Genomic DNA, 25580 nt, shown 5'->3' with positions numbered 1-25580 from the left:
GTATGTTTTATTATTTGTTCAGATATTTAAATCAGTTAGATTTTCCGGGTGCTGGAATGTTCGATTACATTTCATTTCGTGCGTCAATGGCAATTATGTTGTCCTTGTTTATTTCAACGGTATTTGGGAAGAAAATCATTTTATTGCTTCAAAAACAACAAATTGGGGAGATAGTCCGTGATTTGGGTTTAGCTGGTCAGCTTGAGAAAAAAGGTACTCCTACAATGGGAGGAATTATCATTATCATTTCGATTTTGATTCCTGTTCTACTTTTTGCAAAATTAGAGAATACCTATATCATATTAATGGTAATAACCACAGTTTGGCTTGGTTTTATTGGCTTTGTTGATGATTACATTAAAGTATTCAAGAAAGACAAAGAAGGATTAAAGGGAAGGTTTAAGGTAGCAGGTCAGATTGGGCTTGGTTTAATTGTTGGTCTTACTCTTTATTTGAGTGATGATGTTGTAGTTCGTGAAAAAGCGGATATTGACGAAATTGGTGTAAAAACAGAGTTGGTAGATGAAGGATTTACTTCAGAAGAACCAGGAGCTACCAGACTTACAACTGATGTGAAGTCAACAAAAACTACTATCCCATTCTTTAAAAATAACGAGTTTGACTATGAATATCTTGTAAGTTTTGCGGGAGAACATGCTCCTAAATTGGCTTGGTTGGTGTTTATAATTATCACAATATTTATTGTAACAGCAGTTTCCAATGGTGCAAATATTACCGATGGATTAGATGGTTTAGCAACAGGATCATCAGCAATTATTGGAGCTACATTGGGGATTCTGGCTTATGTGTCGGGGCACGTTGTTTATGCTGACTATTTGAATATCATGTATATTCCAAATTCTGGTGAGCTGGTAGTATTTATAGCTGCATTTATTGGTGCAACCATTGGATTTATGTGGTACAATTCATTCCCTGCACAAGTATTTATGGGAGATACAGGTTCGTTATCACTTGGTGGAATTATTGCAGTATTTGCAATAATTATTCATAAAGAATTGCTGATTCCTATTTTATGTGGAATCTTCCTGGTAGAGAATATTTCGGTAATGATGCAGGTTTCATGGTTTAAATATACTAGGAAGAAGTATGGCGAAGGCCGAAGAATATTTAGAATGGCTCCCTTACATCATCACTACCAAATGAAGGGATATCCGGAACCAAAAATTGTAACTCGTTTCTGGATTATTGGAATTTTCCTTGCGGTGATCACGATTGTAACGCTTAAAATTCGTTAATGTTTATGGCAGAAAGAATTGTCATATTAGGTGCAGGAGAAAGTGGAGTTGGAGCAGCAGTTCTGGCTCAGGCGAAAGGATTCGATGTGTTTGTATCTGATCTTGGAAAAATCAGTGATAAGTACAAAAAAGCTCTTCAAGAGTATAAAATAGATTTTGAAGAGGGAGAACATAGCGAAGACAAAATACTTTCAGCAAATGAAGTAGTGAAAAGCCCTGGAATTCCAGATAAGGCGCCTTTAATTTTAAAGCTGAAGAGTAAAGGTATTCCTGTAATCTCTGAAATTGAATTTGCAGGAAGATATAGTAAAGCAAAGATGATTTGCATTACGGGTAGTAACGGCAAAACCACTACAACATTAATGCTTTATCATATGCTAAAAAAAGCAGGCTTAAATGTTGGTTTAGCTGGTAATGTTGGCGAAAGTTTAGCTTGGCAAGTTGCCGAGAAAAATTTTAATTACTACGTGCTTGAATTGAGCAGTTTTCAGCTGGATGGAATGTATCAGTTCAAAGCGGATATTGCGATATTATTAAATATTACACCTGATCATTTAGATCGGTACGATTATAAAATGCAGAACTATGTCGATTCGAAGTTTCGAATTATACAGAACCTTACAGAAAGTGATGCTTTTGTGTATTGTTGCGATGATGAAATCATCAGTAAAGAAATGGAGAATTGGAACTCTAAGGTTCAACTATTTCCTTTTTCAGTTAAAAAAGAACTGAAAACAGGTGGATGGCTTGAGAAAGAATTGTTAACAATTGATTGTAACGAATACAAAATATCTATGGATAAAAAGGATTTATCATTACCTGGAATACACAACGTATATAACTCATTGGCATCAGGAATTGCCGGAAGTGTACTAGGCATTAGAAAAGATGCAATACGTGAGAGTCTAAGTGATTTTCAGGGTGTAAATCACCGATTGGAAAAAGTTGTGAAAGTACGTGGCATTCAGTTTATCAATGATTCAAAAGCTACAAACATTAATTCAACTTGGTATGCATTGGAGAGTATGGAAGAACCTGTAGTTTGGATTGTTGGTGGTGTTGATAAGGGAAACGACTACTCAGTACTTTTTGACTTGGTGGATGTGAAAGTGAAGGGGATTGTGTGTTTAGGTGTTGACAATGAAAAAATTCATAAAGCTTTTGATGGAAGAGTGAAGACCATCGTTGACGCAGATTCGATGGAAAAGGCTGTTAAATTATCCTATGAAATCGCTAATAAGGATGAGGTAGTATTGTTATCACCTGCATGTGCAAGTTTCGATTTGTTTAAATCGTATGAAGACCGAGGTGATCAATTTAAAGAAGAAGTAAGAAATCTGTAAAAAGAGGAATAGTTTATGCAGAACTGGCTGGCAAGAATGTGGAACTGGATTAAGAATCCTAAACTAAGAGGCGATAAAGTAATTTGGATTGTCATTTTACTATTGTCTTTGGTTTCGTTGCTGGTGGTTTATAGCTCAACGGGAACCTTGGCTTATAAAGTTCGAGGAGGAAACACATCTTATTTCTTGATAAAGCAGTTGGTTTTATTAGGTGGATGTTTTGTCATAATGTACTTTGTACATGCCATGCCACATCGATATTATTCCAGTTTTGCAAACATCATTCTGGTAATATCGGTTGGGATGCTAATATTGGCCAAATTAATTGGAACGAATTTGAATGATGCTTCCCGATGGATAACAATTCCAGGAATTGGATTTAATTTCCAACCCTCTGAATTGGCAAAGCTGGCCTTGATATTGCATGTTTCCAGGACTTTATCGAGGTTTCAAGGAAAGCTCGGATGTAGTAAAGAAGCTTTTATTCATCTGATTATTCCAATAGGAATAGTGTGCTTTCTGATATTTTTAGATGACTTTTCTACCTCTGTGTTATTAGGAGGTATCTGTTATATTTTGATGTTTATAGGTCGTGTAGCTTATAAATATTTGTTTGGTAGTATTGCTGCTGTATTGCTAGTTTTGGTGTTGTTAATTGTATTGGCTCCGGTAATTCCGAGTTTAGGGCGTGTTCAAACGGTTCGAAGTAGAATCGAGAACTTTTTTGATGAGGAACGAAGTATAAATAATAATCAAAACTACCAGGTGGAACAAGCAAAAATTGCAGTTGTTTCAGGTGGTATTTTTGGAAAAATGCCAGGTAATAGTACACAGCGTAATTTTTTACCACATCCATATTCCGATTTTATTTATGCCATAATACTCGAGGAAATGGGATGGGTTGGAGGATTTGGAATTCTTGCCTTATATCTGTTCTTATTGTATCGGGCTGGAATAATAGTCCGGAAATGTAGTAGAACATTTCCCGCATTTTTGGTGATAGGATTAACACTAAGTATCGTTTTTCAGGCCTTGACAAATATGGCTGTTTCGGTAAATTTAATTCCGGTGACTGGTCAACCTTTGCCTTTGGTAAGTATGGGGGGAACATCCTTAATATTTACGAGTGCCGCTTTGGGGATGATATTAAGTATTAGCAATTGGGCAAACGAAGAAGAAAAAAGATTAAATGAAGCAGAAAATTAAAATAATAGTTAGCGGAGGAGGAACCGGAGGACATATCTATCCGGCCATTTCTATTGCCAATGCCTTAAAACAAAAGCATCAGGATTGTGAAATTTTGTTTGTAGGCGCCGAAGGAAAAATGGAAATGGAAAAAGTGCCTGCTGCTGGATATGATATAATTGGTTTGCCTATTCGAGGTTTACAAAGAAGCTTGTCGAAAGAGAACCTGAAATTTTTCTCTCGTTTGCTTAAAAGTATATGGAAAGCAAAAGCAATTGTGAAGGGATTTGAACCTGACGCGGTTGTTGGAGTTGGAGGTTATGCCAGCGGACCATTGTTGCATGTTGCAGCAAAATTAGGTGTGCCTGCATTAATTCAGGAGCAAAACTCCTATGCTGGGATCACCAATAAATTACTAGCTAAAAAGGCTAAAAAGATATGTGTTGCCTATGAAGGAATGGAGCGATTCTTCCCGAAAGAGAAGATTGTGATGACAGGGAATCCTGTTCGTAAGGATTTGCTGGAAATTGAATCGAAAAGAGAGGAAGCCTTAAAGCACTTTGGTTTAAAATTTGATAAAAAAACAATATTGATTGTTGGTGGAAGTCTAGGAGCAAGAACCATAAACAATAGTGTTTTAAATTCGTTGGATGCCATTTCTCAATTGGGAGTTCAGGTGATTTGGCAAACAGGTAAATTTTATATAGAAAAAGTAAAGAAGGAACTGGAGGATTGGGATTTGCCTAATTTAAAGGTTACTGATTTTTTGAGTCGTATGGATTTGGCTTATGCTGCTGCTGATATTGTAATTTCAAGAGCTGGAGCAGGAACCATTTCTGAATTGTGCTTGGTAGAGAAAGCATGTATTTTGGTGCCATCTCCTAATGTTTCGGAAGATCACCAAACCAAAAATGCAATGGCATTGGTAAATAAAGATGCCGCAGTAATGGTAAAGGATGCTGAAGCTGAAGTGGATTTAATTCCAAAAGCTTTAGACCTAATCAATAAGGAAGAAAGATGTGCTCAGTTGGCAAAGAATTGTAAGTTACTTGCCAAACCTGATGCAGCAGACGATATAGCAGAACACATTCTAGCAATGATATAATATGAAGTTAGAAGATTTTAAAAATATTTATTTCGTTGGTATCGGAGGAATTGGAATGAGTGCAATTGCACGCTACTTCCATTCCATTGGTAAGAATGTGTTTGGATATGACAGAACATCTACCAAACTGACGGGAGAACTTTTGGAGGAAGGTATTAGCATTACTTTTGAAGATGATTTGGATACAATACCAAATGAATTTCTGAATAAAGAAAATACATTGGTTGTGTTTACACCTGCCATTCCAAAAGATCATCAGCAATTGAGCTATTTTAAATTGAATAGCTATACCATTATGAAACGATCTCAGGTTTTGGGATTGCTTTCGGATGATTTAAATGGAATTGGAATTGCGGGTACTCATGGAAAAACTACGGTTTCAACCATAACAGCTCATATTTTTAACAATTCAAAATTGGGATGTAATGCTTTTTTGGGAGGTATATCAAGAAACTATCAATCTAATCTTTTATTGAGTAAAGATAGTCCATGGGTAATTTTGGAAGCCGACGAGTTTGATCGTTCTTTTTTGCAATTGCATCCTAAAATAGCTTTGATTACCTCAATGGATGCTGACCATTTGGATATTTATGGAGATAAATCTGAACTTGAAAAGAGTTTTCAGGAATATGCTGGTCAAATAAAGCAGGATGGAATACTAGTTCATAAAAAAGGTTTACATCTTGAAAATATCGAGCTTGAAAAGTATACCTATTCATTGAATGAAGTCGCAGATTTTTATGCAAAAAACTTAACGCTTGTAGAAGGATTCTACGAGTTTGATTTGGTTTATCCGCAAGGAGTATTTAAAAAATTAAAGTTTTCTTATCCGGGGAAAATTAATGTGGAAAATGCAATAGGAGCTTGTAGTGTTGCTATTCTTGGAGGAGTAAAGGAAGAGGAAATCAGATCTGCATTGTCATCATTCGAGGGTGTCCGAAGAAGGTTCGATTATCAAATTAGACAAGACAATTTGGTTTTTATTGATGATTATGCACATCACCCAAAGGAGTTGAAAGAAAGTATATCATCAGTTAGAGATATTTATCCGAACAAGAAAATAACGGGAGTTTTTCAACCGCATTTGTATACCAGAACAAGAGATTTTGCAGAAGGATTTGCTGAGAGTTTAAGCTTGTTGGATGAAGTTATTCTGCTGGATATTTATCCGGCTAGAGAATTGCCAATTGCAGGGGTAAACTCTAAGATGATCATGAAAAATATTACAGTTCCTGTGTGTATTTGTTCAAAAGAGGAGTTAATTGGTTTGTTAGAACAAAAAGATTTGGAAGTTCTTTTAACCCTAGGTGCTGGGGATATAGATAAATTGGTTGAGCCAATTAAAAATATGTTGATAGAAAAATAATAACATGCTTAGAAAAATTACTGTCATATTAATTTGGATATCGATGCTTGGATATTTGTTGGTAAGCTTCTCGTTTGTTGGCGAGAAGAGAGATGCCATTATCCTAAGCGATATAAAAGTTAAAGTGAAAGATAGCATTGACAGTGGTTTTGTTAGTAATAAGGATGTTGAGAAGATTGTAAAAAAACAGTATCCAGATTGGGAAGGAAACTCTGTTTATGCGATTAACAAAGAAGTTTTGGAGGATAAGATCAATCAGGTTCCATATGTGAAAAAGTCAGAAATTTATTCTTCTCTTTCAGGAAATTTGATTGTTGAGATTCATCAGAGAAATCCAATTGTTCGTATTTTACAGGGAAGAGGATATTATATTGATGAGGAAGGAAAGAAAATGCCTTTATCGCCTAAATTTACATCAAGGGTTTTGGTGGTTTCGGGGGCAGTAAATGAGCAGTTGATAAAAGAAGAGCTTTTTGATTTGGTAAAATTTATTACAAATGATGAATTTTGGAAGTCACAAATAACTCAAGTGCATGTAACACGCGGGAAAGAGTATATTTTAGTACCTCGTGTAGGAGCACATAAAATTGAGTTGGGAAGCATTGAAAATTATCAGAAGAAATTCGAAAAATTGTATGCTTTGTACACCGATGGTTTTACAAAAACTGGGTGGAACAGATACAAAAGAATCAACCTGAAATACGAAAATCAGGTGGTTTGTACAAAAAAGAACTAGAATGGTTGGGACGAATAATATAATAGCCGCAATTGACATAGGAACAACAAAAATTGTTGCCATACTTGGTGAGATTTCCCATGATGGAAAGCTTAATATTTTGGGTATGGAGCGTACTGTTTCTAAGGGTGTAAAGCGTGGAGTAATTCATGACATTGAACTTACAATCGAGGCTATTAATGAAGCTGTGGCTCGTTTGAAAGAGAAAACCAATAAGGAATTTTCTACAGTTTATGTAGGAATCGCCGGACAGCATATTCGCATAGTTAAAGAGAGGAAGTTTAAGTATATAGAGAATTCGGTTGAAGAAATTACAAAGGAAGATATTGAGCAAATTACCAATGAAAATTACAAACATCCTGTTGAAATTGGTGAGCAAATCTTACATGTAATTCCTCAAGAATTTGTGGTTGATAAAGAGGTTGGAATTAAGAATCCTCTTGGAATGGCTGGGCGTAGATTAGATGGTCATTTTAATATTATAATCGGACGAACTGCATCAGCCAGAAATATTGAAAAATGTGTTCGAGAAGTAGGCTTGGATGTAGAAGAATTGGTTCTTGAACCCTTGGCATCATCCTTGGCCGTTTTAACTAAAGAAGAAAAAGAGGCTGGAGTTGTACTTGTTGATATAGGTGGAGGTACCACTGATGTTACCCTTTATTTTGATGGCGTTTTAAAACATACTTCGGTTATTCCTTTTGGAGGTGATCATGTAACCAAAGATATAAAAGAGGCATGTTCGGTGTTTTTAAAACAGGCCGAGGCATTAAAAGTGCAATTTGGTGAGGCTGTTGCTGATATGACTTCGGATGATAAAGTAGTTACGATTCCTGCAACCGGAGGATGGGACGAGAAGGACATATCCTTCAAGTTTCTTGCTCAAATTATTCAGTGTCGAATGGAAGAAATCATTGATTCTGTAAAATTTCAGGTTGAATCAACAGGTTTGAAAGATAAAATTGGAGCTGGAATTGTGTTAACCGGAGGAGGAGGTTTACTTACCAACCTTGATGTTTTGACACAGCAAAGAACGAATTTGGATGTTAGAATTGGTTTCCCTAGAAACTCAAAAGTGAATTTGGAAGAAAATATTGATCATCCAATGTACTCAACCTCTATTGGTCTTTTACTAAAAGGCATGGAAAAACCCAAGCCAAAACCTTTAGAAAAGACCGATTTAAATGGAAATAAACCAAAAAAGAAAAAAGGATTTACAGCATTCCTTGGATCTTTATTTGATACCCAAGATGTGGATATGTAAAAAAGATATTGTAACCCTAATACTGTGAGATCATGATTGACGAATTATTACCGGTTAATTTTGAACCAAAAGAAAAATCCATAATTAAAGTAATTGGTGTGGGAGGCGGAGGAGGAAACGCTGTCAACCACATGTTAAAAGAAGGAATTACGGGGGTTGATTTTGTAATTTGTAATACTGATTCACAAGCACTCGAAAATAGTCCTGTACCCATTAAAGTTCAGTTGGGAAAATCGCTAACCGAAGGAAGAGGAGCAGGGAATAAGCCTGAGAGAGGCAGAGAATCTGCAATCGAAAGTTTAGACGATATCAATAAAGTTTTGAGTGAAAAAACCAAAATGGTTTTTGTAACTGCCGGAATGGGTGGAGGAACCGGTACCGGTGCTGCACCTATTATTGCAGAAGCGGCTCGCCAGCAAGATGTACTTACAGTAGGGATTGTTACAATACCATTTAGATTTGAAGGGAAGAAAAGAATTCAACAAGCTATGGAAGGAATTGAAAACCTTGAAAAGCATGTTGATGCATTGTTGATTATCAACAATGAAAAGTTGCGGTTAATGTATGGCGATTTAAAACTTTCCGATGCATTTGCCGAAGCAGATAGTGTTCTTTCTGTAGCTGCAAAAAGTATTGCTGAAATCATAACGGTTGCTGGCTATGTAAATGTCGATTTTGCGGATGTTGAAACAGTAATGAGAAATAGTGGTGTGGCGGTAATGGGATCAGCTACAGCTTCAGGACCAGATAGATCAATTCGAGCCATTGAAGAAGCTTTAACATCACCTCTTTTAAATAGCAATAATATTGTTGGTGCTCGAAATATTCTTTTGAATATCATTTCGGGTGATGAGGAAGTTACCATGCAAGAGGTGAGTCAGATTACCGATTATGTGCAAGATGTTGTTGGAGATGATGTGAGCGTGATTTGGGGAAATGGTTACAATGAAAAAATGGGAGAAGAGTTAAGTGTTACCATTATTGCAACTGGCTTTTCTGAAAATCCTATTCCTGAATTGATGATTGAACCTCGAAAAAGAGATGAGGATGCTCCAAAATTGGAACTAATCATTGAAAACCCAGCTGCTGAAGAGGAAAAAGCCGCAGCAAAAAGAAGAGAAGAAATTCAGCGTCGCGAAGAGTTAATGCGCAAACGCTCTGAAGAAGAAAAAGAAGAAATTTTCGAAGTAAAAACTAAGAATACCAAGCCAGAGTCCAAACCAATTTCTCAGGTCGAAATCAATGAAGTGGAAGATCATGAGGAAGAACAGGAGAGTTTAAATGGTTGGTTTAAGAAAAGTTTCTCAAATATATTTGATAACAAGGATACTCCTATGTAAGATCAATAATTTGATTGTATGATTATTAATTAGGAGAGATTAGAAGTATAAAAAATGGCAGAAGATTTAATTGATTTTAGCTTACCCGAGAATGAATCATCAATTATAAAAGTAATTGGTGTTGGTGGCGGTGGTGGTAATGCTGTAAATTATATGTTTCAGCAAGGCATTAAGGATGTAGATTTTGTGATTTGCAATACCGATGCACAAGCTTTGGAGAATAGCGAAATACCTGTTAAAATACAATTGGGAGAATCGTTAACCGAAGGTAGAGGAGCTGGAAATAAACCTGAACGTGGAGCACAATCGGCTATTGAAAATATTGATGATGTTAATGAAGTTTTAGCCGATAACACCAAAATGGTTTTCATTACCGCCGGAATGGGTGGAGGAACTGGAACTGGTGCTGCTCCTGTAATTGCTAAAGCCGCAAAAGAACAAGGAATATTAACTGTAGGTATTGTTACCATTCCTTTTCGTTTTGAAGGCCGCCAGAGGTTAAATCAAGCAATTGAGGGAATCAATAAATTAAAAGAGAATGTAGACTCATTATTGGTGATTAATAATGAGAAATTGAGCGAAATTTACGGAGATTTAAAGCTCTCTACAGCCTTTGCTAAGGCAGATGATGTATTGGCAACAGCAGCCAAAGGAATTGCCGAAATTATTACCTTGCACGGATACATTAACGTGGATTTCGAAGATGTGAAAACCGTAATGACCGATAGTGGTGTTGCTGTAATGGGATCAGCTTCGGCAGAAGGTGAAGATCGATCGGTAAATGCCATTCGCGAAGCTCTTACTTCTCCATTATTGAATAGCAATGATGTTCGTGGAGCAAGAAATATTCTTTTAAATATTAGCTCGGGAGAAGAGGAAGTTACCATGGATGAGGTTGGTCAAATTACCGACTACGTTCAGGAAGCAGTTGGCGACAGTGCATCGATCATTTGGGGTACAGGCCAGGATTTGGCTTTAGGAAATAGAGTCTCTGTTACCATTATTGCTACCGGATTCGAAAATGGAGGAATAACCGAAGAAGTTGAGAAACCTAAAACTACTGCATTTAGAGGGGGAAGAGGTGTAGCTCAACAAACCAAAATGACATTGGAAGAGGAACCAAAAGTAGAAGAGAAAAAAGTAGTTCTTACCGATTTAAAAGATTCAGAAATTGATGAGTTCGAAAGTATACCTGCTTACAAAAGAAAACAACAGAAACTGGATCAAAAGCGTTACCATTCAGGAAATGTGATTAAATTTACTCTGGATGATGAATAAACGAATTTTGATAAAATAAAATATTATGAGCTTACTTGAACAAATTAATGCAGATATGAAATCTGCAATGAAAGCAAAAGAAAAAGATAAGTTACAGGCAATAAGATCTGCAAAAACTGCTTTTACCCTTGAAATGACCAAAACAGGAGCTTCGGAAATTGAAGATTCGGCAGCTGTTAAAATCATTCAGAAGTTGGTGAAGCAACGTAAAGATGCTGCGGATACCTATAAGAGTGGCGGAAGAGAAGATTTGGCTGAAAAGGAATTGCTTGAAATGGGTTTCCTTGAAGTTTATCTGCCAGCTCAAATGAGCGATGAAGAATTGACTACAGCAGTCCAAAAAATTATTGCTGATACAGGAGCTTCTTCAATGAAAGAAATGGGAAAAGTGATGGGAATGGCTACAAAGCAATTGGCAGGTAAGGCCGATGGAAAAGCTGTTGCTGATAAGGTAAAAGAATTGCTTTCGTAAATTCTAATATTGTACGATATTGAAAAGAGTTGTCATTTGTTGACAGCTCTTTTTTTTTCTTATTGGTATTCTCACTTGTAGTGAGATTACCAATAATTCCATATATATCGGTATTACTCCGAGGTGTATTTTTTGTTCCTGCAAGCTGCAGGAAAGAAAATACAGTGTGTAAAAATCATCCTGCAGCGAGAAAAATACAGTATGTACAAAGCATGCTGCAGTCTGCAGGAACAAAAATACACCTTGAAGCTGTACCAACAATTTGACACAAAAAAAGCGAGATGAATGAATCACCTCGCTTTTTTTGTCTGTTTACTATTGTCTAGTAAAACTTATATCTTTTATCAACAACATTAGCATTTTCTCTTAATGCCTGGAATGCTTGATAGTTTGTACGATATTGATATCCTTGCTCTAATCTTGCTTTGAAAGCTTCAACTGTATCTTCAGTAACTTCATCAGTTGCTTCATTGGTAACTAATACCATGTAAACACCTTGGTTACCCTCAATAGGAGCAGAAATCTTTCCTTTTTCAAGAAGAGAAGCTGTACTGATTACATTTGGCTCAATACCTGCACCAGGAATCTGGAATGAAGAGAAGCTAACACCAGTTGCATTCTTTACTTCAAGATTTTCTTTTTGTGCAACAGATAGAAGAGATTGTGCTCCTTGACTGTTTTTCTTGAATTCAGCAATCATTTGCTCAGCTTTCTTTTCTTTTCTAATCTCACGTCTGATAGTAGAAGCAACATCATTGATGTTTGCGAAACCTTCTTCTTTGATATCAGAAAGAACAGCAACAACAAATTTATCTCCGAATTCGAATACTGCAGATTGGTCATTGTTCATCAAAACATTTTCCATTTCTTCAGTTTGATAAGCTGCTCTAACCAATTCTCTTGAGTTTTCAAGACCTGGAATATTCTTTGTATCTCTTCTTAGGTTAGCAGTTCTTCTTTGCAAGTTTTGCTCAGATACGGCTTTTAAGAAAGCTTCTTTGCTTAAGTTGTTACCTGCAAATGTACGAGCTTTAGCGTAAGCAGTCTGAATTGTTTTGTTGCTAGCTTCAACTTTACGGTCAACAATCGCCAACTGTACTTTCTTAACAGATTTTCCTTTGTTGGTTACTTGTAAAACGTGAGCTCCAAATTGAGTTAAAACAACTTTGATTTCGTTTCTTTTTGAATCGAAGGCTGCTTCGCTAAATGGAAGAACCATTTTACCTTGTGTGAACCATCCAAGGTCTCCACCGTTGATAGCTGATCCTTGATCATCAGAATTTGCTTTTGCTAGGTCATCGAAACGAGCACCTTTTTCAAGCAATGTTTTTAAGCTATCCGCTTTAGCTTGTGCAGTAGCATAATCACCGTTTACCGGACGAATTAAGATATGACGTGCTTTAACAGAATCAGGAAGCATTTTAACTTCGTTGATTTTAGCTAATTTGTATGAATCACCTTCTGAGTATACATCAGTAACATCACCTTTCTTAGCTGAGAATGCAAATTCTGCCAAATCAGCATTTGAGATGTCTTCTTTTTTCAAATATAGAGGATTGAAATCTGTATCAGCGTTTAATTCTACAAACTGAACATTGTTAGTTTCAGCTGCAAAATCTGCTTTTAAGTCAGCAACCCACTTTTCTGTAGCTTTATAATCATCAGTCGAAGGCTCAATCAAGAATGGAACGTAATCAATTCTTCTTGATTCAGTTTGTTCGAATAAATCTTTGTGTTCGTTATAATACTCTTTGATTTCAGAATCGCTTACAGTAATTGTACTATCTGGAATCAAGTTGTAATTTTTAACGATATAATTGATATCTACTTTTTTGCTTCCTTTGGTAGCTAAATCTTTAACCATTGCGTTTGGCATGTACAAACCTTTTTGAATTAAAGAATTGTACTTGGTTAAAGTTCTTTGAGTAGTCATTGCATTTTCGATGTTCAACCAATAGTTTTTTTGTGGAGTTCCCTTAGGAGCGTTAATTAACTGTTGAAGAGTTGCAACTACTTGTTCTTTGTTAAAAGTTCCGTCTTGACCCTGGAACATTTGACGAATTGTAGGATCGATATTTCTACCCTGAACCATGTCGAATAATTCATCAGAAGTTACTGAAATTCCTAATTCATCATATTCAACATTCATCACCATTTCTTGAACCATTTGTTGCCAAGTCTGTTCTCTTAATCTATCCATTTGTTCTGATGGAATTGAAGATTGACCAGACATCATTTTTGCTACTTCAATATTATGGTTGAATCGATTCTGAAAGTCACGAATATTCACTGATTCACCTGCAATTTCTGCCATTTCATTTCGTGAATTCGTCAATAAGGAACCACCCGATTTTAGAGCGTCACCAGCAATAAATGCAAACAAAGCTCCCCCAATGATGATCCCAATAAACACACCACGGTTTCTTATTTTCTGTAATGTTGCCATCGAAAAAGATTTAAATATTTCTTAATTAGGCTACGAATATACAAAAAAATGGGAAATGATTGCTTTTTATAGCTATCAGTTTGGTGTCTTTTATAGTAAAGTAAAATTTACTTGATGAATGTTTGAAAAATGATGCTCAGAAGAGGCTTTCTCTTACCAATATCAATAAGAGTTGATGAAGGTTTGTTTTTGTGTAGAAATGGGTTTAATGTGCAGTGAATGAAAAGTAAAAGTCTTAAGTAATAATGGTTAATTTAATTTTCTCAACCCTGGTGTTACTTACTTCTACAATCTTAAAATTAAAGTTATCAATTCTGATTGTTTCGTTGTACTTCGGTATGCTTTCGTGATTAAATAGAATGAATCCATTCAAGGTTTCGAAGTCTTCCGATTCAGGAAGGTTCAAATCATATTTGTCATTCAGGTAATCAATCTCTAATCTACCGGAGAATATAAATTCATTTTCAGATAGAACTTCCTCTTCCAATTCGATATTATCATGTTCATCCTCAATTTCACCAAATATCTCTTCCATGATATCTTCTATGGTAACCATCCCTGCTGTACCACCGAATTCATCAACAACTACGGCAATGCTTTTTTGTTCTTTGGTGAAAAGGTTTAGCAGCTTATGTGCTGCCATGGTTTCAGGCACAAAAATAATTCTACTTAAGGCAGATTTAATACTTTGTGGCTTTTTGAAAATTACCGATGAGTGAACGTAACCAATAATATTATCTATGGACTCTTTGTAGATTAGGATTCTTGAGTAGCCTGTTTCAATGAATCTTTGAGTTAAATCTTCAAGTTCACCATTTAATTCCATGGCTTCTATTTCATTCCTTGGAACGATACATTCACGAAGCTTAACTTTCGAAAAATCAAGTGCATTTCTAAAAATCTTGATATCATGCAATTCATCCTCAGCAATGGCTTGCGTGTCTTGTCCTTCTTGCACCAAATGATCTAGGTCAACTTTACCAAAAGCTTGTGTTTCCGCGTCTTCTGTAATTTTAGTCTTGAATAGTTTGTGAATAATGTTCTTTGAAAGCATCATGGTTATTATTGTAACCGGATAAAATATGATGTAAAAAAACATTACAGGAAGAGCGAAAAAGTTCAGTGCAAAATTAGGATTCAGTCTAAACAATGTTTTTGGAATAAACTCAGCAGTAACCAAAATCAAAATGGTTGAGATTATGGTTTGAATGGTTAAAACCAAAGATTCTGAATCAACCCAAAGTTCGATGGAAGGTTCAAGCATCTTTGCCATAACAATACCATATACTACAAGCGCAATGTTATTACCAACCAACATTGTGCTAATGTAGTGACCTGGATATCGAGAAAAGATGGATATAATTCTGGACGAAACCGTGTTTTTATTTCTATCCAACTCCATGCGCAATTTATTGGCCGCAATAAAAGCAATTTCCATTCCTGAGAAAAAGGCAGAAAGAGCAAGCATGGCAAAAATGATGATCAGATCATTCATTTACTTTTGGGATTGGTTTTTCTCTCGGGTTCGTCTAAGGTATCTACGCGAAGTATACATTAGTGCTGCTAGTATTGCAATAACGTATAATAAAATGTTCTCCGAGAAATTGGTTTGCATGGTCCTGTATACGGCAAGACTAGCACTGCCGATCATTACAATTAACCAAACGATTTCTAATACAAAAGGTAGTTTTTGATTCACTTTAATCAGGTTTTGTTGTATGCAAGATAACAAGCTTTATTGATTATTGCTCATTTTTGTCCTCAAAATATACTTTTCCTGAGCCTTGTTTCAGTCTTAAATCATTCATGTCTTCATCAATTGAAAAGCTCGAGCCTTCCAATACTTGACCATCAGCTGTAATAATTCTGGTATACTGATCTGAATAAATTAACTGTTTGGTGTGATCCCAAAACATCAGTTCAGAACTAATTGTTTTGCCATCTGCACTTTTGGCAACCACATTATTTCTTAGCTCCCAAAGTTCATCCTTAGGATAGTGTTTTGCATAGTTGGCTTTAATTTCCCAAGCTACACTTTCATCCTTATCGTACGAAATAATTTTACCCCCTTTAGGGAATTCCTGAAGCATTCCACTTTCTTCCGAATCGGTTTCAATAAATTCTACGGCAAAAGCTCTGTATTGAATTTTAGTTGAATCGGTGAAAATAAATTCAACTTCTTTTCCCTGTTGCAACGGAAGATTCTCGTTGGTTGTAAGACTTTGCACCTCTTTCATGCTGTTCTCACAAGACAAAAGCATCGCAATCCCCGAAAGGATTACAATGCTTTTGATAATATTGTATTTATTTTTTGGCGTACTATTCATTAAGTCTAGCCTTTGTAGTTTCGTTAACCCAACCACCTACTGTGATTACATCTCCATCCTTAATACCTTCGAAGAATGCATTTTCTTTATTTGGGAAATGCTTAGAATAAGTAGCGATTTGTTTTCTTGCTTCTTCTCCACACTCTGGATCAATTGCTTTAGCTTTTTTGAATTTATCAACAGCTAACCAATACAGATATTTTTTCTCGATTGGTTTAGAACCGTATTTTGGAGCATATGCAGCGTAAGCTTTACCAATTAGAATGTATGGCTCACCCCATCCTGATCTAAATTTAGCAGCTTTTAAAGCATTTGTTCTACAAGCGCTAAGTTTACTCTGACTTAGTTGAATGTATGCTAATTTGTAATGTAGGTCAGCTTTGATATCAGCATCTTCTTCCAATTCAATTGCTTGCTCTAAGTAACCGATACTTTTACCAAACTCTTTTTTCTTGATAAACATTTTAGCCAAGTTGTGAGCAGCATCAGCATTTGGTTCTAACTCATATTTTCTTTCAGCAACCATTGCATATAAAGCACCATCTTCACATTCCTGGCGATTCAACATGCGAAGGATTTTGTTGATCAAAACCATATCGTCTTTGTTAGCTTCAAATTTAGGAGTAAAGATATTACTTAATGTTTCACAATCAGCAACACCAGCTTTGAAGAAGATTTGCTCTACATTTTTACGAGCGTTATCTAGGTTTTCTTTTTTCTTTTCATTGGTTTCAGCATCAATTTGTTTTTTTGCCATGTCCATGAAAAGAAGGTAGTTGTCGATAACTTCTTCTGGCTCAATTTCACCAGCTTTAACCAAAATACCTGAAGCTTCCATAGTGTAATTAATTACAGTAGCTTCTGATTTTAATTGTTGCATTTCGATAGATTTCTTCAAAATACTATAAGCTTCCTTAACTGAAGGAATGTGTTTTTTCTTGTACTTGAACAAGTCACCACCTTTACGTCCAAGAATCCATCCTTCAGGATATTTGCGATCTTTTCCGAAGTATTTGATACGCTGATCGTAAACCATCATCAAAGTGTCAACATACTTTGGATTTTTGGTTTTGCGTAGCATACCACGCATAATTGTTACACCTTTAATGTAAGTTGTTTTTTGGAAAGCAGGAGCATTATTGTAAACGTATCTCCAACCTGGAAGAGCCTCTTCATAATTTTTTTGCTTCACCATCTCAACATATAGAGAGGCGTTCAATACAGTCTGAGCACTATCCAATCCATATTTTGATTCCAAAGTCTGTGCCTTAAGGGTAAACATACTTGAAAGCAAAAGAACCACAGTTGCGATTGTAAATCTTGTTTTCATGTTATTAAATTTTTTATAATCAAGTTTAATTGTTGCAAAACTATAAAAATGGGCTTTAGGATATCCTGAAAAATGTCATATCTATTAAGTCAGAATAAATATAACGAAAGTTTTAGTTTTGTCGGAACTAAAACTGCAAAACTCATACCAAAGTCTCAGTATAAGTTTTGAATTCGTTCTAAATAACCATTTGAAAGCTCTAAAATTAGCTTCTTGCAAAACTATAAATAAATTGGAAATCAACAAAAACTTTGTTAATTATTAGAGCGTTCCAAAATATTAAATTCGAGGATATGGTTTAGACCAATTGCAAGTACATTCATTTCGAGAGTTGAAGTATTTGCAATACTCTTATATAAAAACGGAGCATCGCCACCTGTTAGTATTACTTTAAGATCATCATATTTCTCTTTCAATTGGTTGATGTACGCATCCACCTCGAAAACAATTCCGTTTTGTACTCCACCAGTTATTGCTTCGTTGGTGTTTTTCCCAATTAATGGATAATCTTCATTTACAGAAAGCAGAGGTAGTTTCTTCGTGAAATGATTCAAAGCTTTGTAACGCATACTTAAACCGGGAGAAATGCATCCTCCTATGTATTGTCCTTTCTTATTTAAGAAATCGAAGGTAATTGCAGTTCCAGCATCAATTACCAAAGTGTTCTGATTGGGATTCATTGCATATGCTCCAATACAGGCAGCTAATCTATCGTAACCCAATGTCTTTTTAGATTCATATAAATTTTCTACTGGAATGGGAAGGTTAGAATCAAAAAAGAAAACATGTTGAGTTTTTGTTTTAAGAAAAGTGATCAAATCAATTGGATATTCTCGAACCGAAGAGATGATTACCTTTTCGATTGTTGGGAACTCACTTAGTAATTCCTTGGCAAATTCGACATCCACTTTTTCAGAAGCTTTGGTAGTATTGAATTCTCCTTTTAGGAAAATACTAGCTTTAATTTTTGTGTTGCCTATGTCAATTATAAGATTCAATGGAAAATAATTGATGTGTATTATTATAAATAGCTTGTAAAATCGCTTAAAATTAGTAAACTTTAGGCATATAAATTAGGTGCCCAACAGGTTTTTCGAAAGGAATTAATGAAGATGAATCCTCTTCGTTTGTTTTGTAAGAAGAATAACCCATGCTCTAGGTATTAAATGGTATTAGTATCGGTCAAATTTTCAATTACTGCTTGATGAAAAAAAAGATTTTAATCGTTGAGGACGACAACTTAATTTCGACCATTTTTAGAATGTTCTTAAAGGAATTAGGTTATGATTTGTTAGGAATTGTTGAGGATGGTAAAGAAGCCATTCGTTTGTGTGAAAAATTAAATCCGGATATTGTTCTTATGGATGTTCACTTGGGAGGAGATCTGGATGGTATTCAAACAACCGAATTGATAAAATCTAAATTTGATATTCCTGTTATTTTTCTTTCCAGCGATACTGAAGAATCGACCATTCAAAGAGTAATCAATACCCATTCATACGGATACCTGGTTAAACCAATTGATAAAAAAGAATTGGGCATATCAATTGAGTTGGCATTCTATAAACATCAGTTTGATTTAGACCAAAAGATGAGAGAAAAGCGATTCCGTAATTTTATTACCGATTCGCCAGAGGCTATTTTGGTGATTAATGAGGCAGGTGGAATTGAATATCTAAATTGTTTGGGATTAAAATTATTCAGGACCGCATATATCGAAGACCTTATGGGACTTCAACTTCTTTCCTATATCAGTGACGAGTATCAAGAAGAATTTAAAGAAAAGTTCGACCGAGCCGTTCAAATGGGACAAGGAATTGAATACACACATCTTAAATTTAAAACCATACATGGTGATCCGTTCGACGTTGGCTTGACTGCAGCTCATATTGAGTTCAATGGTAAGAACAATCTTCAATTTATTATTCGTGATGTCACCCAAGAATATGCTTACCGTGAAATGCTAGCTGAAAAGGCAGACATTATCAATCATTTTCATGATGGAGTGGTAACCTTCGATTTGAATGGAATGGTAAAATCATGGAATAACGGATGTGAAAGAATTTTTGGCAAAAGCGAGTCCGATATGATTGGCAAGCCATACAGTGATTTGTCATTATCGGGAAGAGAAAAGTCATTTGCTGAAGACTTGTTGATTCCAACCGAAAAAAATAGCAATTATGAAGTTGAACTTCTATTTGATATTGATGGAAAAGAAACCTATCTGAAGTTATACTCTTCGATGCTAAAAAATGAGAAGGGAATCGACAAAGGAATAGTATGCTATGTAAGAGACGTAACGGTTCGCAAAAAAAGTCAGTTGATGCTTGAGGAAAGCGAACGCAGAAACAAAGATTTAATCAATGCCATTCCTGATTTAATTTTTGTAGTGAACAAAGAAGGGATTTTTGAAGATTACAAGATGGATGATGATTCTGTTTTAGCTCTTCCGAAAGGTGAAATAATAGGTGCACACCTGGATAAAGTTTTTTCAGGCGAAGCTTTAAAATTGGCCGAAGAGAAAATTGAGAAAGTTTTGAATGTTGGTTTTATGGAGAAATTTAAATACGAAATGAAAACCACAAAAGGAGAACATTGGTACGAAGCTCGCATCACCAATTTAGGAAATGATAAGGTTATGGTTTTGGTGAGAGAATTACACGAAGATTAAATATTGATACCGATATAATATTGAGAAAGATCGCTGAGTTTTAAACTGAGCGATCTTTATTTATCATTATTCTTGATTTATTTTCTTTAATATGTCTGTTGCAGCAATAATATTCGAGACTTTTTCGAAGCTTAAGCTCAGTCTGTTTTTTGCTTCCTTCATTTTGCAAGGAATGGTTTGAGCTTGCAAGAATTGAAGCACTTTGCTGAATTGTGCCGACTGATAGAATGGTGAATCCTGATCGGAAATGAAATAAAGAACCAACTTGTTACTCTTCAAGATTAGTTTTTCTATACCAAGATCCAATGCCAACCATCTTAATCGAACAACATTCAATAGCTCAATACTTGGTTCAGGCAAATCGCCAAAGCGGTCTTTCAGTTGAGCCTCGAATTTTTCAATTTCTTCATCAGTTTGGATGTTATCCAATTCGCGATACAGACGAACTCTCTCCGAAATGCTTTCCACATATTCTTCAGGGAATAAAATTTCAAGATCGGTATCAATCTGGCAATCGTTAATAAATCGGATTACTTCTTTCTCTTCCTCTTTCTTTTCGTCCGCAAATACATCCTTGAATTCATTTTCCTTCAATTCAAGCATTGCTTCGTTTAAGATGCGCTGATAGGTTTCGTATCCTATATCAGTAATGAAACCAGATTGCTCGCCACCCAACAAGTTTCCAGCTCCACGAATGTCCAAATCTTGCATGGCAATGTTGAATCCACTTCCCAATTCAGAAAAGTTTTCGATGGCTTGCAGTCTTTGTCTTGCTTCCTGGGTCATCGATTCCATAGGAGGAGTCAACAAATAGCAGAAAGCTTTTTTGTTGGAACGACCAACTCTGCCTCGCAGCTGATGCAATTCACTCAAACCAAAATTCTGACCATTGTTAATGATAATGGTATTGGCATTCGGAATATCCAAGCCCGATTCGATAATGGTTGTTGCAATCAGCACATCGTAATCGCCACGGATAAACTCGAGCATGATTTTCTCCAATTTTGGGCCATCCATCTGACCATGGGCAACAACCGTTGAAACACCAGGAACCGTTCTGTGGATCATATCCTGAACTTCCTTAATGTTCTGAACTCGGTTGTGAATAAAGAAAACCTGCCCGTTGCGTTCCACTTCGTATGAGATGGCTTCGCGAATAATATCTTCGTTAAAATTGTGGACTTCGGTTACAATTGGATAACGGTTTGGCGGCGGCGTATTGATAATCGACAAATCGCGCGCACCCATTAATGAAAATTGCAGAGTTCTTGGAATTGGAGTAGCCGTAAGCGTTAAAGTATCCACATTTACTTTCAATTGCTTCAACTTTTCTTTCACCGATACGCCAAACTTTTGCTCTTCATCAACAATCAGTAAACCCAAATCCTTAAAGTCGATGTCTTTTCCAATAATGCGATGTGTTCCTATTAATATATCGATTTGACCAGCCTTAAGATCTTTCAAAATTTCTCTTTGATCTTTTGCTTTTCGCATGCGGCTGATGTAATCAACACGACATGGGAAATTCTTTAATCGTTCGCTGAAAGTTTTAAAATGCTGAAATGCCAAAATGGTTGTTGGCACCAAAACCGCTACCTGTTTGTTATCGGCCACAGCCTTAAAAGCAGCACGAATGGCAATTTCGGTTTTCCCGAAACCAACATCACCACAAACCAATCGGTCCATTGGGAATGGCGATTCCATTCCTTCCTTGGTAGCCTTTGTAGCTTTTACCTGGTCTGGAGTATCTTCGTATATAAATGAAGCCTCCAACTCTTGTTGCATGTAAGAATCGGGACTGAACTGAAATCCTCTTTCGGCTTTACGCTTGGCATAAAGGGCGATCAACTCTTTGGCTATGTCTTTAACCTTGCTCTTGGTTTTCTCTTTCAGTTTTTGCCATGCTCCGGTTCCCAACTTGTAAATTTTTGGAGCCGAACCATCCTTGCCTTTGTATTTAGAGATTTTGTGCAGCGAGTGCAAACTCACAAACAAAATGTCGTTGTCTTTGTAAACCAAACGGATTGCTTCCTGGTCTTTTCCGTTCACATCAATCTTCTGCAAACCACCAAAACGTCCAATACCATGATCGGCATGCACGATATAATCGCCAGGATGAAGTCGGTTGATCTCCTTTAAGGTAACCGATTCCTTGGCCTTGTGTACCGTAGCTGTTTTTAGTCGGAATTTGTGGTAACGATCGAAAATCTGATGATCGGTAAAAACAGAAATTCTCAAATCCCGATCGGAAAAACCTTCGTGTAAGGTTTGATCTACAGATTGGAACTCTACTTCTATGCCTTTATCGTCGAAAATATTTTGAATACGCTCAATCTGCTTGGCGTTATCCGATAAAATGAAATTGCTTTCGGCCCTTGCATTGTTATTCAGCAAGTGCTCGCCTAACAAATCGAAATTTTTGTTGAAAGCCGGTTGTGGTGCTTGGTTGAACTGAATTTCGTTCTGGGTTGGGAAAAAGAATTTTTGCCCAAACTCAATACACGAATATTGATTCAACTGATCGATAAAATCCAAACCTTTTATCAGGTAATCTTTTGTGGCCACCGTATCTTCTCCCAATTCCAAAGTAGGAACTTTCTCGATGGTGTTTTCATAGATTGCCTGAATTCTATCGCTGATAAACTGTACATTCTTACACCAAAACACCGATTGGTCCGGAGCAAAGTTCAGAAATGAGATTCTGGAATTCTTCAAAAGATTTTCCTGAATGTTCGGAATGATATCTACCGTATCCAGCTTTTTAATCGAAAGTTGATTTTCCACATCGAACACACGAATGGAATCTACCTCTTCACCAAAGAAATCGATTCTGTATGGATGTTCATCCGAAAAAGAAAAGATATCGATAATACTACCACGAATGGAAAACTGACCCGGTTCCACCACAAAATCGGCACGCTCGAATTCGTAATCTACCAAAACTTCCTCAACAAACTCGGGAGATAGTTTTTCACCCACCTTAATTTTAAGTGTGTTTTCGGTCAGCTGATCCTGACTGATTACCTTCTCGACAATTGCCTCGGGAAAAGTAACAATGTAGCTTGCCTGGTGATTAGAATTTAATCGGTTTAAAGTTTCGGCGCGTAGAATAATGTTGGAGTTATCCGTTTTTTCGTATTGCACCGAACGCTTGTACGACGATGGAAAGAAAAGAACCGAACTTTCGTCAATCAAGTTGCACAAATCATTATAAAAATAGGCAGCTTCCTCCTTATCGTTTAAAATAAACAGTTGAGGTTTCGCCTGCTTTTCTATTGATGAAACCATCACGGGCAAAGCCGATCCTACCAATCCACGCAAGTGTAGGTGAAAATTGCCGTTGCCATGTAAATGATTCTCGATGCTGAAGCGTGCCGGATGTTCAGCAAAAATACTTTTAAGTTCTCTTAATACCATTTATCTCCCTAAATTATACAGGTATTATGCCGATATGCATTTGAAAACCGTTTAGAAACGGAGTGCACTAAATGGATATTCCAAATGATAATCGGTACAGTTCCAATGAATCCCGTTTTATTGATTGAGAGGCAAATTTAGGGAAAATATTTGTTGAGCTGAAAAAAAGAGAAAATGAGTATAAATGACTTACAAAGTATTTATGCATTTCTAGATCATTTATAGGAGTGTATCTAGGGTGAAACAAATGTTTTGAATAGGTTGGATAGAAAATTTAATTCCTAGTTAAATGTTAAAATTTCATTGAAACATTAAAGAATGTTTTTTTATAAATGGGAAAAAATTAATTTTGCCGCCACTTAGGTGACTCCATGAGTTTAAAAGGGAATCCGGTGTGAATCCGGAGCAGTACCCGCTACTGTAAGTTCCATAGCTGATACGCTAAAATGTTTTGTTAAAAAATCCACTGTCTTATAAAGATGGGAAGGAAAACAAAATGGAACAAGTCAGGAAACCTGCCTACGATAATTAAAAAATGAGCTTTCGGGAATAAGAGCTGATGGGATACTACACATGTAAGTTTGTTTACCATCTCTGTATTTTACTGGCTTTATTTTTTATCTGATTAAGTGGATTAATTAACCTTAAATAGATTAAAAAATGAGAATTAAATTTGTAGGGGCTATTTTGGTCTTTTTGTTGGCTGCGTGTTCGGATGATGATCAAGTTGCACCAATTGTTAAAGATGACAGTGTTTATGAAAATGCAGTTGAAGTTTCTGATGACAATGTTAGATTTGAGTTAAACTTGGGTGAAAGTGTAAGTTTAAGTCCAAAAATTCAGAACCTTGAAGAAGGAAGTAGTAAATGGTTCAGAAATGGTGAATTGGTAGCTGAAACCTTAAATTATAGCTATAAAGCTGAAAATGCCGGAGTTGATACACTCGATTTCGTTGTTGAAAACCAAGGAGGAATTGATTCATTAACTTATTTGATGCAAGTTTTTGGTAATTATACCGAAGGAACTTTTATTCTTTGCATGTCTTCTGAAGACAACACAGGTACTGTTGGATTTTTGAAAGATAAAACTTTTACACCTGCAGTTTTTCAAAGTACTAATGAGGAAAAAACATTAGGAGAAAACCTACTGAGCGGTAGATACTACAATGGTAAAATCTGGTTTGTTTCGCAATCAGGACCTACATATGTAAGTATAGTAGATGCACAAACAATGGAATTGGAGTCGCAAATTGAAAATTCTGAAGCATCTGCACCTGGATATATTGCAGTGAGCAAAAACAATGCATACATTGTGAATGCACACAGAAGAGGAAGAACCTTACACGCATTGGAGAATAATACAATTGGCACAGCTTTCGAAGGGGTAGAAGATGTTCCTGGCATTAAATCTTCAGTTCATAGTCTTGAAGACAAAGTGTTGTTTGCTGATGGCAAGACTTTAAAAACTGTTCTTTATGCAGATAACACAATTGAAACCCTTGTAACATTTACTGAAAATGTATCAGGTATTGTTACTGATGATGAAGGTAACGTTTGGGTTGGAACCGAAGGTCGCAATGAATCTGCTAAATTCAGAAAACTGGATGCAAACTTAGACGTAGTTGAAACTATTGAGTTGGATGAAAGTGTGAAATTGTACAGAAATGGAGTATTGACTTCATCAGGTACTAAAAACTTTTACTGGCAAGAGCCTTCAACTGGTAACATTCATTGTTTTAATGTGGAGAGCAAAAAGCAAGAGCAGTTTGCAACTCCTTTCAATTTTGGTTTGTATCTAACTACAGCATTAAAAGAACATCCTGTTACTGGTGATGTATATATTGCAGGTGTTACTGATTTCTTTGATACAAGCAAAAGTAAATTGATTGTATTGAGTGCGGAAGGTGAAGAATTGGAGCAATACGAAAATATTGGAAATTCTCCTCTTGACTTTATCTTTAGCTACAAAGATTTGTACAGAAGTAAATAGATAGAACAGATATAAGAAACGAAGCCGTTTAATTTCAAGTTAAACGGCTTTTTTG

The 25580-nt window shown here is 36.0% G+C and carries 18 protein-coding genes and 1 riboswitch; of the genes, 12 read left to right on the top strand and 6 right to left on the bottom strand.

Going from position 1 to position 25580, the window contains the following annotated elements; genetic code table 11:
- The first annotated feature begins 2 nt into the window (after window positions 1–2).
- From mraY to DF185_RS19375, 10 genes are read left to right on the top strand one after another with little or no spacing between them, the layout of a single operon-like run.
- Window positions 3–1256: a phospho-N-acetylmuramoyl-pentapeptide-transferase gene (gene mraY / locus DF185_RS19420; protein ID WP_110362763.1), complete on the top strand. Its 1254-nt coding sequence runs from the start codon at window positions 3–5 to the stop codon at window positions 1254–1256.
- A gap of 5 nt (window positions 1257–1261) precedes the next feature.
- Entirely contained in the window at window positions 1262–2599 is a 1338-nt protein-coding gene (murD, locus tag DF185_RS19415; protein ID WP_110363054.1) for a UDP-N-acetylmuramoyl-L-alanine--D-glutamate ligase, read from the top strand.
- Window positions 2600–2614: 15 nt separating this feature from the next.
- Window positions 2615–3805, top strand: a complete 1191-nt coding sequence (locus DF185_RS19410; protein WP_243421803.1) for an FtsW/RodA/SpoVE family cell cycle protein — start codon at window positions 2615–2617, stop codon at window positions 3803–3805.
- The gene (murG, locus tag DF185_RS19405; protein WP_110362761.1) at window positions 3789–4889 is read left to right on the top strand and encodes an undecaprenyldiphospho-muramoylpentapeptide beta-N-acetylglucosaminyltransferase; all 1101 of its coding nucleotides are present in this window, start codon (window positions 3789–3791) and stop codon (window positions 4887–4889) included. Before DF185_RS19410 ends, murG begins: the two co-directional genes overlap by 17 nt.
- A 1-nt stretch (window position 4890) precedes the next feature.
- Window positions 4891–6255: a UDP-N-acetylmuramate--L-alanine ligase gene (murC, locus tag DF185_RS19400; protein ID WP_110362759.1), complete on the top strand. Its 1365-nt coding sequence runs from the start codon at window positions 4891–4893 to the stop codon at window positions 6253–6255.
- Between the two features lie 4 nt (window positions 6256–6259).
- Window positions 6260–6991, top strand: coding sequence for a cell division protein FtsQ/DivIB (locus DF185_RS19395; protein WP_133250095.1), 732 nt, complete (start codon window positions 6260–6262; stop codon window positions 6989–6991).
- A gap of 1 nt (window position 6992) precedes the next feature.
- The gene (ftsA, locus tag DF185_RS19390; RefSeq protein ID WP_110362755.1) at window positions 6993–8255 is read left to right on the top strand and encodes a cell division protein FtsA; all 1263 of its coding nucleotides are present in this window, start codon (window positions 6993–6995) and stop codon (window positions 8253–8255) included.
- Between the two features lie 32 nt (window positions 8256–8287).
- A complete protein-coding gene (ftsZ, locus tag DF185_RS19385) occupies window positions 8288–9595 on the top strand; it encodes a cell division protein FtsZ (protein WP_110362753.1) in 1308 nt (435 codons plus the stop codon).
- A gap of 54 nt (window positions 9596–9649) precedes the next feature.
- Window positions 9650–10873, top strand: a complete 1224-nt coding sequence (gene ftsZ, locus DF185_RS19380) for a cell division protein FtsZ (protein ID WP_110362751.1) — start codon at window positions 9650–9652, stop codon at window positions 10871–10873.
- A 25-nt stretch (window positions 10874–10898) separates the two neighbouring features.
- Window positions 10899–11345, top strand: a complete 447-nt coding sequence (locus DF185_RS19375) for a GatB/YqeY domain-containing protein (RefSeq protein ID WP_110362749.1) — start codon at window positions 10899–10901, stop codon at window positions 11343–11345.
- A gap of 322 nt (window positions 11346–11667) precedes the next feature.
- Here the strand turns inward: DF185_RS19375 and DF185_RS19370 are convergent, their stop codons facing one another.
- The 5 genes from DF185_RS19370 to DF185_RS19350 all read right to left on the bottom strand — a co-directional run bounded on the left by DF185_RS19370 (window position 11668) and on the right by DF185_RS19350 (window position 18446).
- Window positions 11668–13791, bottom strand: coding sequence for a peptidylprolyl isomerase (locus tag DF185_RS19370; protein WP_110362747.1), 2124 nt, complete (start codon window positions 13789–13791; stop codon window positions 11668–11670).
- Window positions 13792–14026: 235 nt separating this feature from the next.
- Complete coding sequence (locus tag DF185_RS19365; protein ID WP_110362745.1) at window positions 14027–15286, bottom strand: hemolysin family protein; 1260 nt, start codon at window positions 15284–15286, stop codon at window positions 14027–14029.
- A gap of 247 nt (window positions 15287–15533) precedes the next feature.
- Complete coding sequence (lptC, locus tag DF185_RS19360; RefSeq protein WP_110362743.1) at window positions 15534–16118, bottom strand: LPS export ABC transporter periplasmic protein LptC; 585 nt, start codon at window positions 16116–16118, stop codon at window positions 15534–15536.
- A complete protein-coding gene (locus tag DF185_RS19355; RefSeq protein WP_110362741.1) occupies window positions 16111–17448 on the bottom strand; it encodes a tetratricopeptide repeat protein in 1338 nt (445 codons plus the stop codon). The genes lptC and DF185_RS19355 overlap by 8 nt, the downstream gene beginning before the upstream one ends.
- Before the next feature lie 254 nt (window positions 17449–17702).
- On the bottom strand, window positions 17703–18446 hold the full coding sequence (locus tag DF185_RS19350) for a type III pantothenate kinase (protein ID WP_165836078.1): 744 nt from the start codon (window positions 18444–18446) through the stop codon (window positions 17703–17705).
- 206 nt (window positions 18447–18652) lie between these two features.
- Between DF185_RS19350 and DF185_RS19345 the strand changes: the two genes are divergently transcribed.
- Complete coding sequence (locus DF185_RS19345; protein WP_110362737.1) at window positions 18653–20119, top strand: PAS domain S-box protein; 1467 nt, start codon at window positions 18653–18655, stop codon at window positions 20117–20119.
- Window positions 20120–20185: 66 nt separating this feature from the next.
- On the opposite strand, the gene mfd is transcribed toward DF185_RS19345, so the two are convergent.
- Window positions 20186–23536: a transcription-repair coupling factor gene (gene mfd, locus DF185_RS19340; protein WP_110362735.1), complete on the bottom strand. Its 3351-nt coding sequence runs from the start codon at window positions 23534–23536 to the stop codon at window positions 20186–20188.
- Window positions 23537–23880: 344 nt separating this feature from the next.
- Window positions 23881–24073: riboswitch (cobalamin riboswitch) on the top strand.
- A 123-nt stretch (window positions 24074–24196) separates the two neighbouring features.
- Here mfd and DF185_RS19335 point away from each other — a divergent pair.
- Window positions 24197–25525 (top strand): DUF5074 domain-containing protein, encoded by a 1329-nt coding sequence (locus tag DF185_RS19335; protein ID WP_110362733.1) that lies wholly within the window; start codon window positions 24197–24199, stop codon window positions 25523–25525.
- Window positions 25526–25580: the final 55 nt, after the last annotated feature.

This window comes from Marinifilum breve, assembly GCF_003202155.1.
GTDB classification, from domain to species: Bacteria; Bacteroidota; Bacteroidia; order Bacteroidales; family Marinifilaceae; genus Marinifilum; species Marinifilum breve.
The sequence above is the reverse complement of the archived record's forward strand: the minus strand, read 5'-3'. Positions and strand labels throughout refer to the sequence as shown.

Bases quoted from the DNA above. Each gene is read 5' to 3' on its own strand.
- mraY (WP_110362763.1), top strand. From the start codon at position 3: ATGTTTTATTATTTGTTCAGATATTTAAATCAGTTAGATTTTCCGGGT.
- murD (WP_110363054.1), top strand. From the start codon at position 1,262: ATGGCAGAAAGAATTGTCATATTAGGTGCAGGAGAAAGTGGAGTTGGA.
- DF185_RS19410 (WP_243421803.1), top strand. From the start codon at position 2,615: ATGCAGAACTGGCTGGCAAGAATGTGGAACTGGATTAAGAATCCTAAA.
- murG (WP_110362761.1), top strand. From the start codon at position 3,789: ATGAAGCAGAAAATTAAAATAATAGTTAGCGGAGGAGGAACCGGAGGA.
- murC (WP_110362759.1), top strand. From the start codon at position 4,891: ATGAAGTTAGAAGATTTTAAAAATATTTATTTCGTTGGTATCGGAGGA.
- DF185_RS19395 (WP_133250095.1), top strand. From the start codon at position 6,260: ATGCTTAGAAAAATTACTGTCATATTAATTTGGATATCGATGCTTGGA.
- ftsA (WP_110362755.1), top strand. From the start codon at position 6,993: ATGGTTGGGACGAATAATATAATAGCCGCAATTGACATAGGAACAACA.
- ftsZ (WP_110362753.1), top strand. From the start codon at position 8,288: ATGATTGACGAATTATTACCGGTTAATTTTGAACCAAAAGAAAAATCC.
- ftsZ (WP_110362751.1), top strand. From the start codon at position 9,650: ATGGCAGAAGATTTAATTGATTTTAGCTTACCCGAGAATGAATCATCA.
- DF185_RS19375 (WP_110362749.1), top strand. From the start codon at position 10,899: ATGAGCTTACTTGAACAAATTAATGCAGATATGAAATCTGCAATGAAA.
- DF185_RS19370 (WP_110362747.1), bottom strand. From the start codon at position 13,791: ATGGCAACATTACAGAAAATAAGAAACCGTGGTGTGTTTATTGGGATC.
- DF185_RS19365 (WP_110362745.1), bottom strand. From the start codon at position 15,286: ATGAATGATCTGATCATCATTTTTGCCATGCTTGCTCTTTCTGCCTTT.
- lptC (WP_110362743.1), bottom strand. From the start codon at position 16,118: ATGAATAGTACGCCAAAAAATAAATACAATATTATCAAAAGCATTGTA.
- DF185_RS19355 (WP_110362741.1), bottom strand. From the start codon at position 17,448: ATGAAAACAAGATTTACAATCGCAACTGTGGTTCTTTTGCTTTCAAGT.
- DF185_RS19345 (WP_110362737.1), top strand. From the start codon at position 18,653: ATGAAAAAAAAGATTTTAATCGTTGAGGACGACAACTTAATTTCGACC.
- mfd (WP_110362735.1), bottom strand. From the start codon at position 23,536: ATGGTATTAAGAGAACTTAAAAGTATTTTTGCTGAACATCCGGCACGC.
- DF185_RS19335 (WP_110362733.1), top strand. From the start codon at position 24,197: ATGAGAATTAAATTTGTAGGGGCTATTTTGGTCTTTTTGTTGGCTGCG.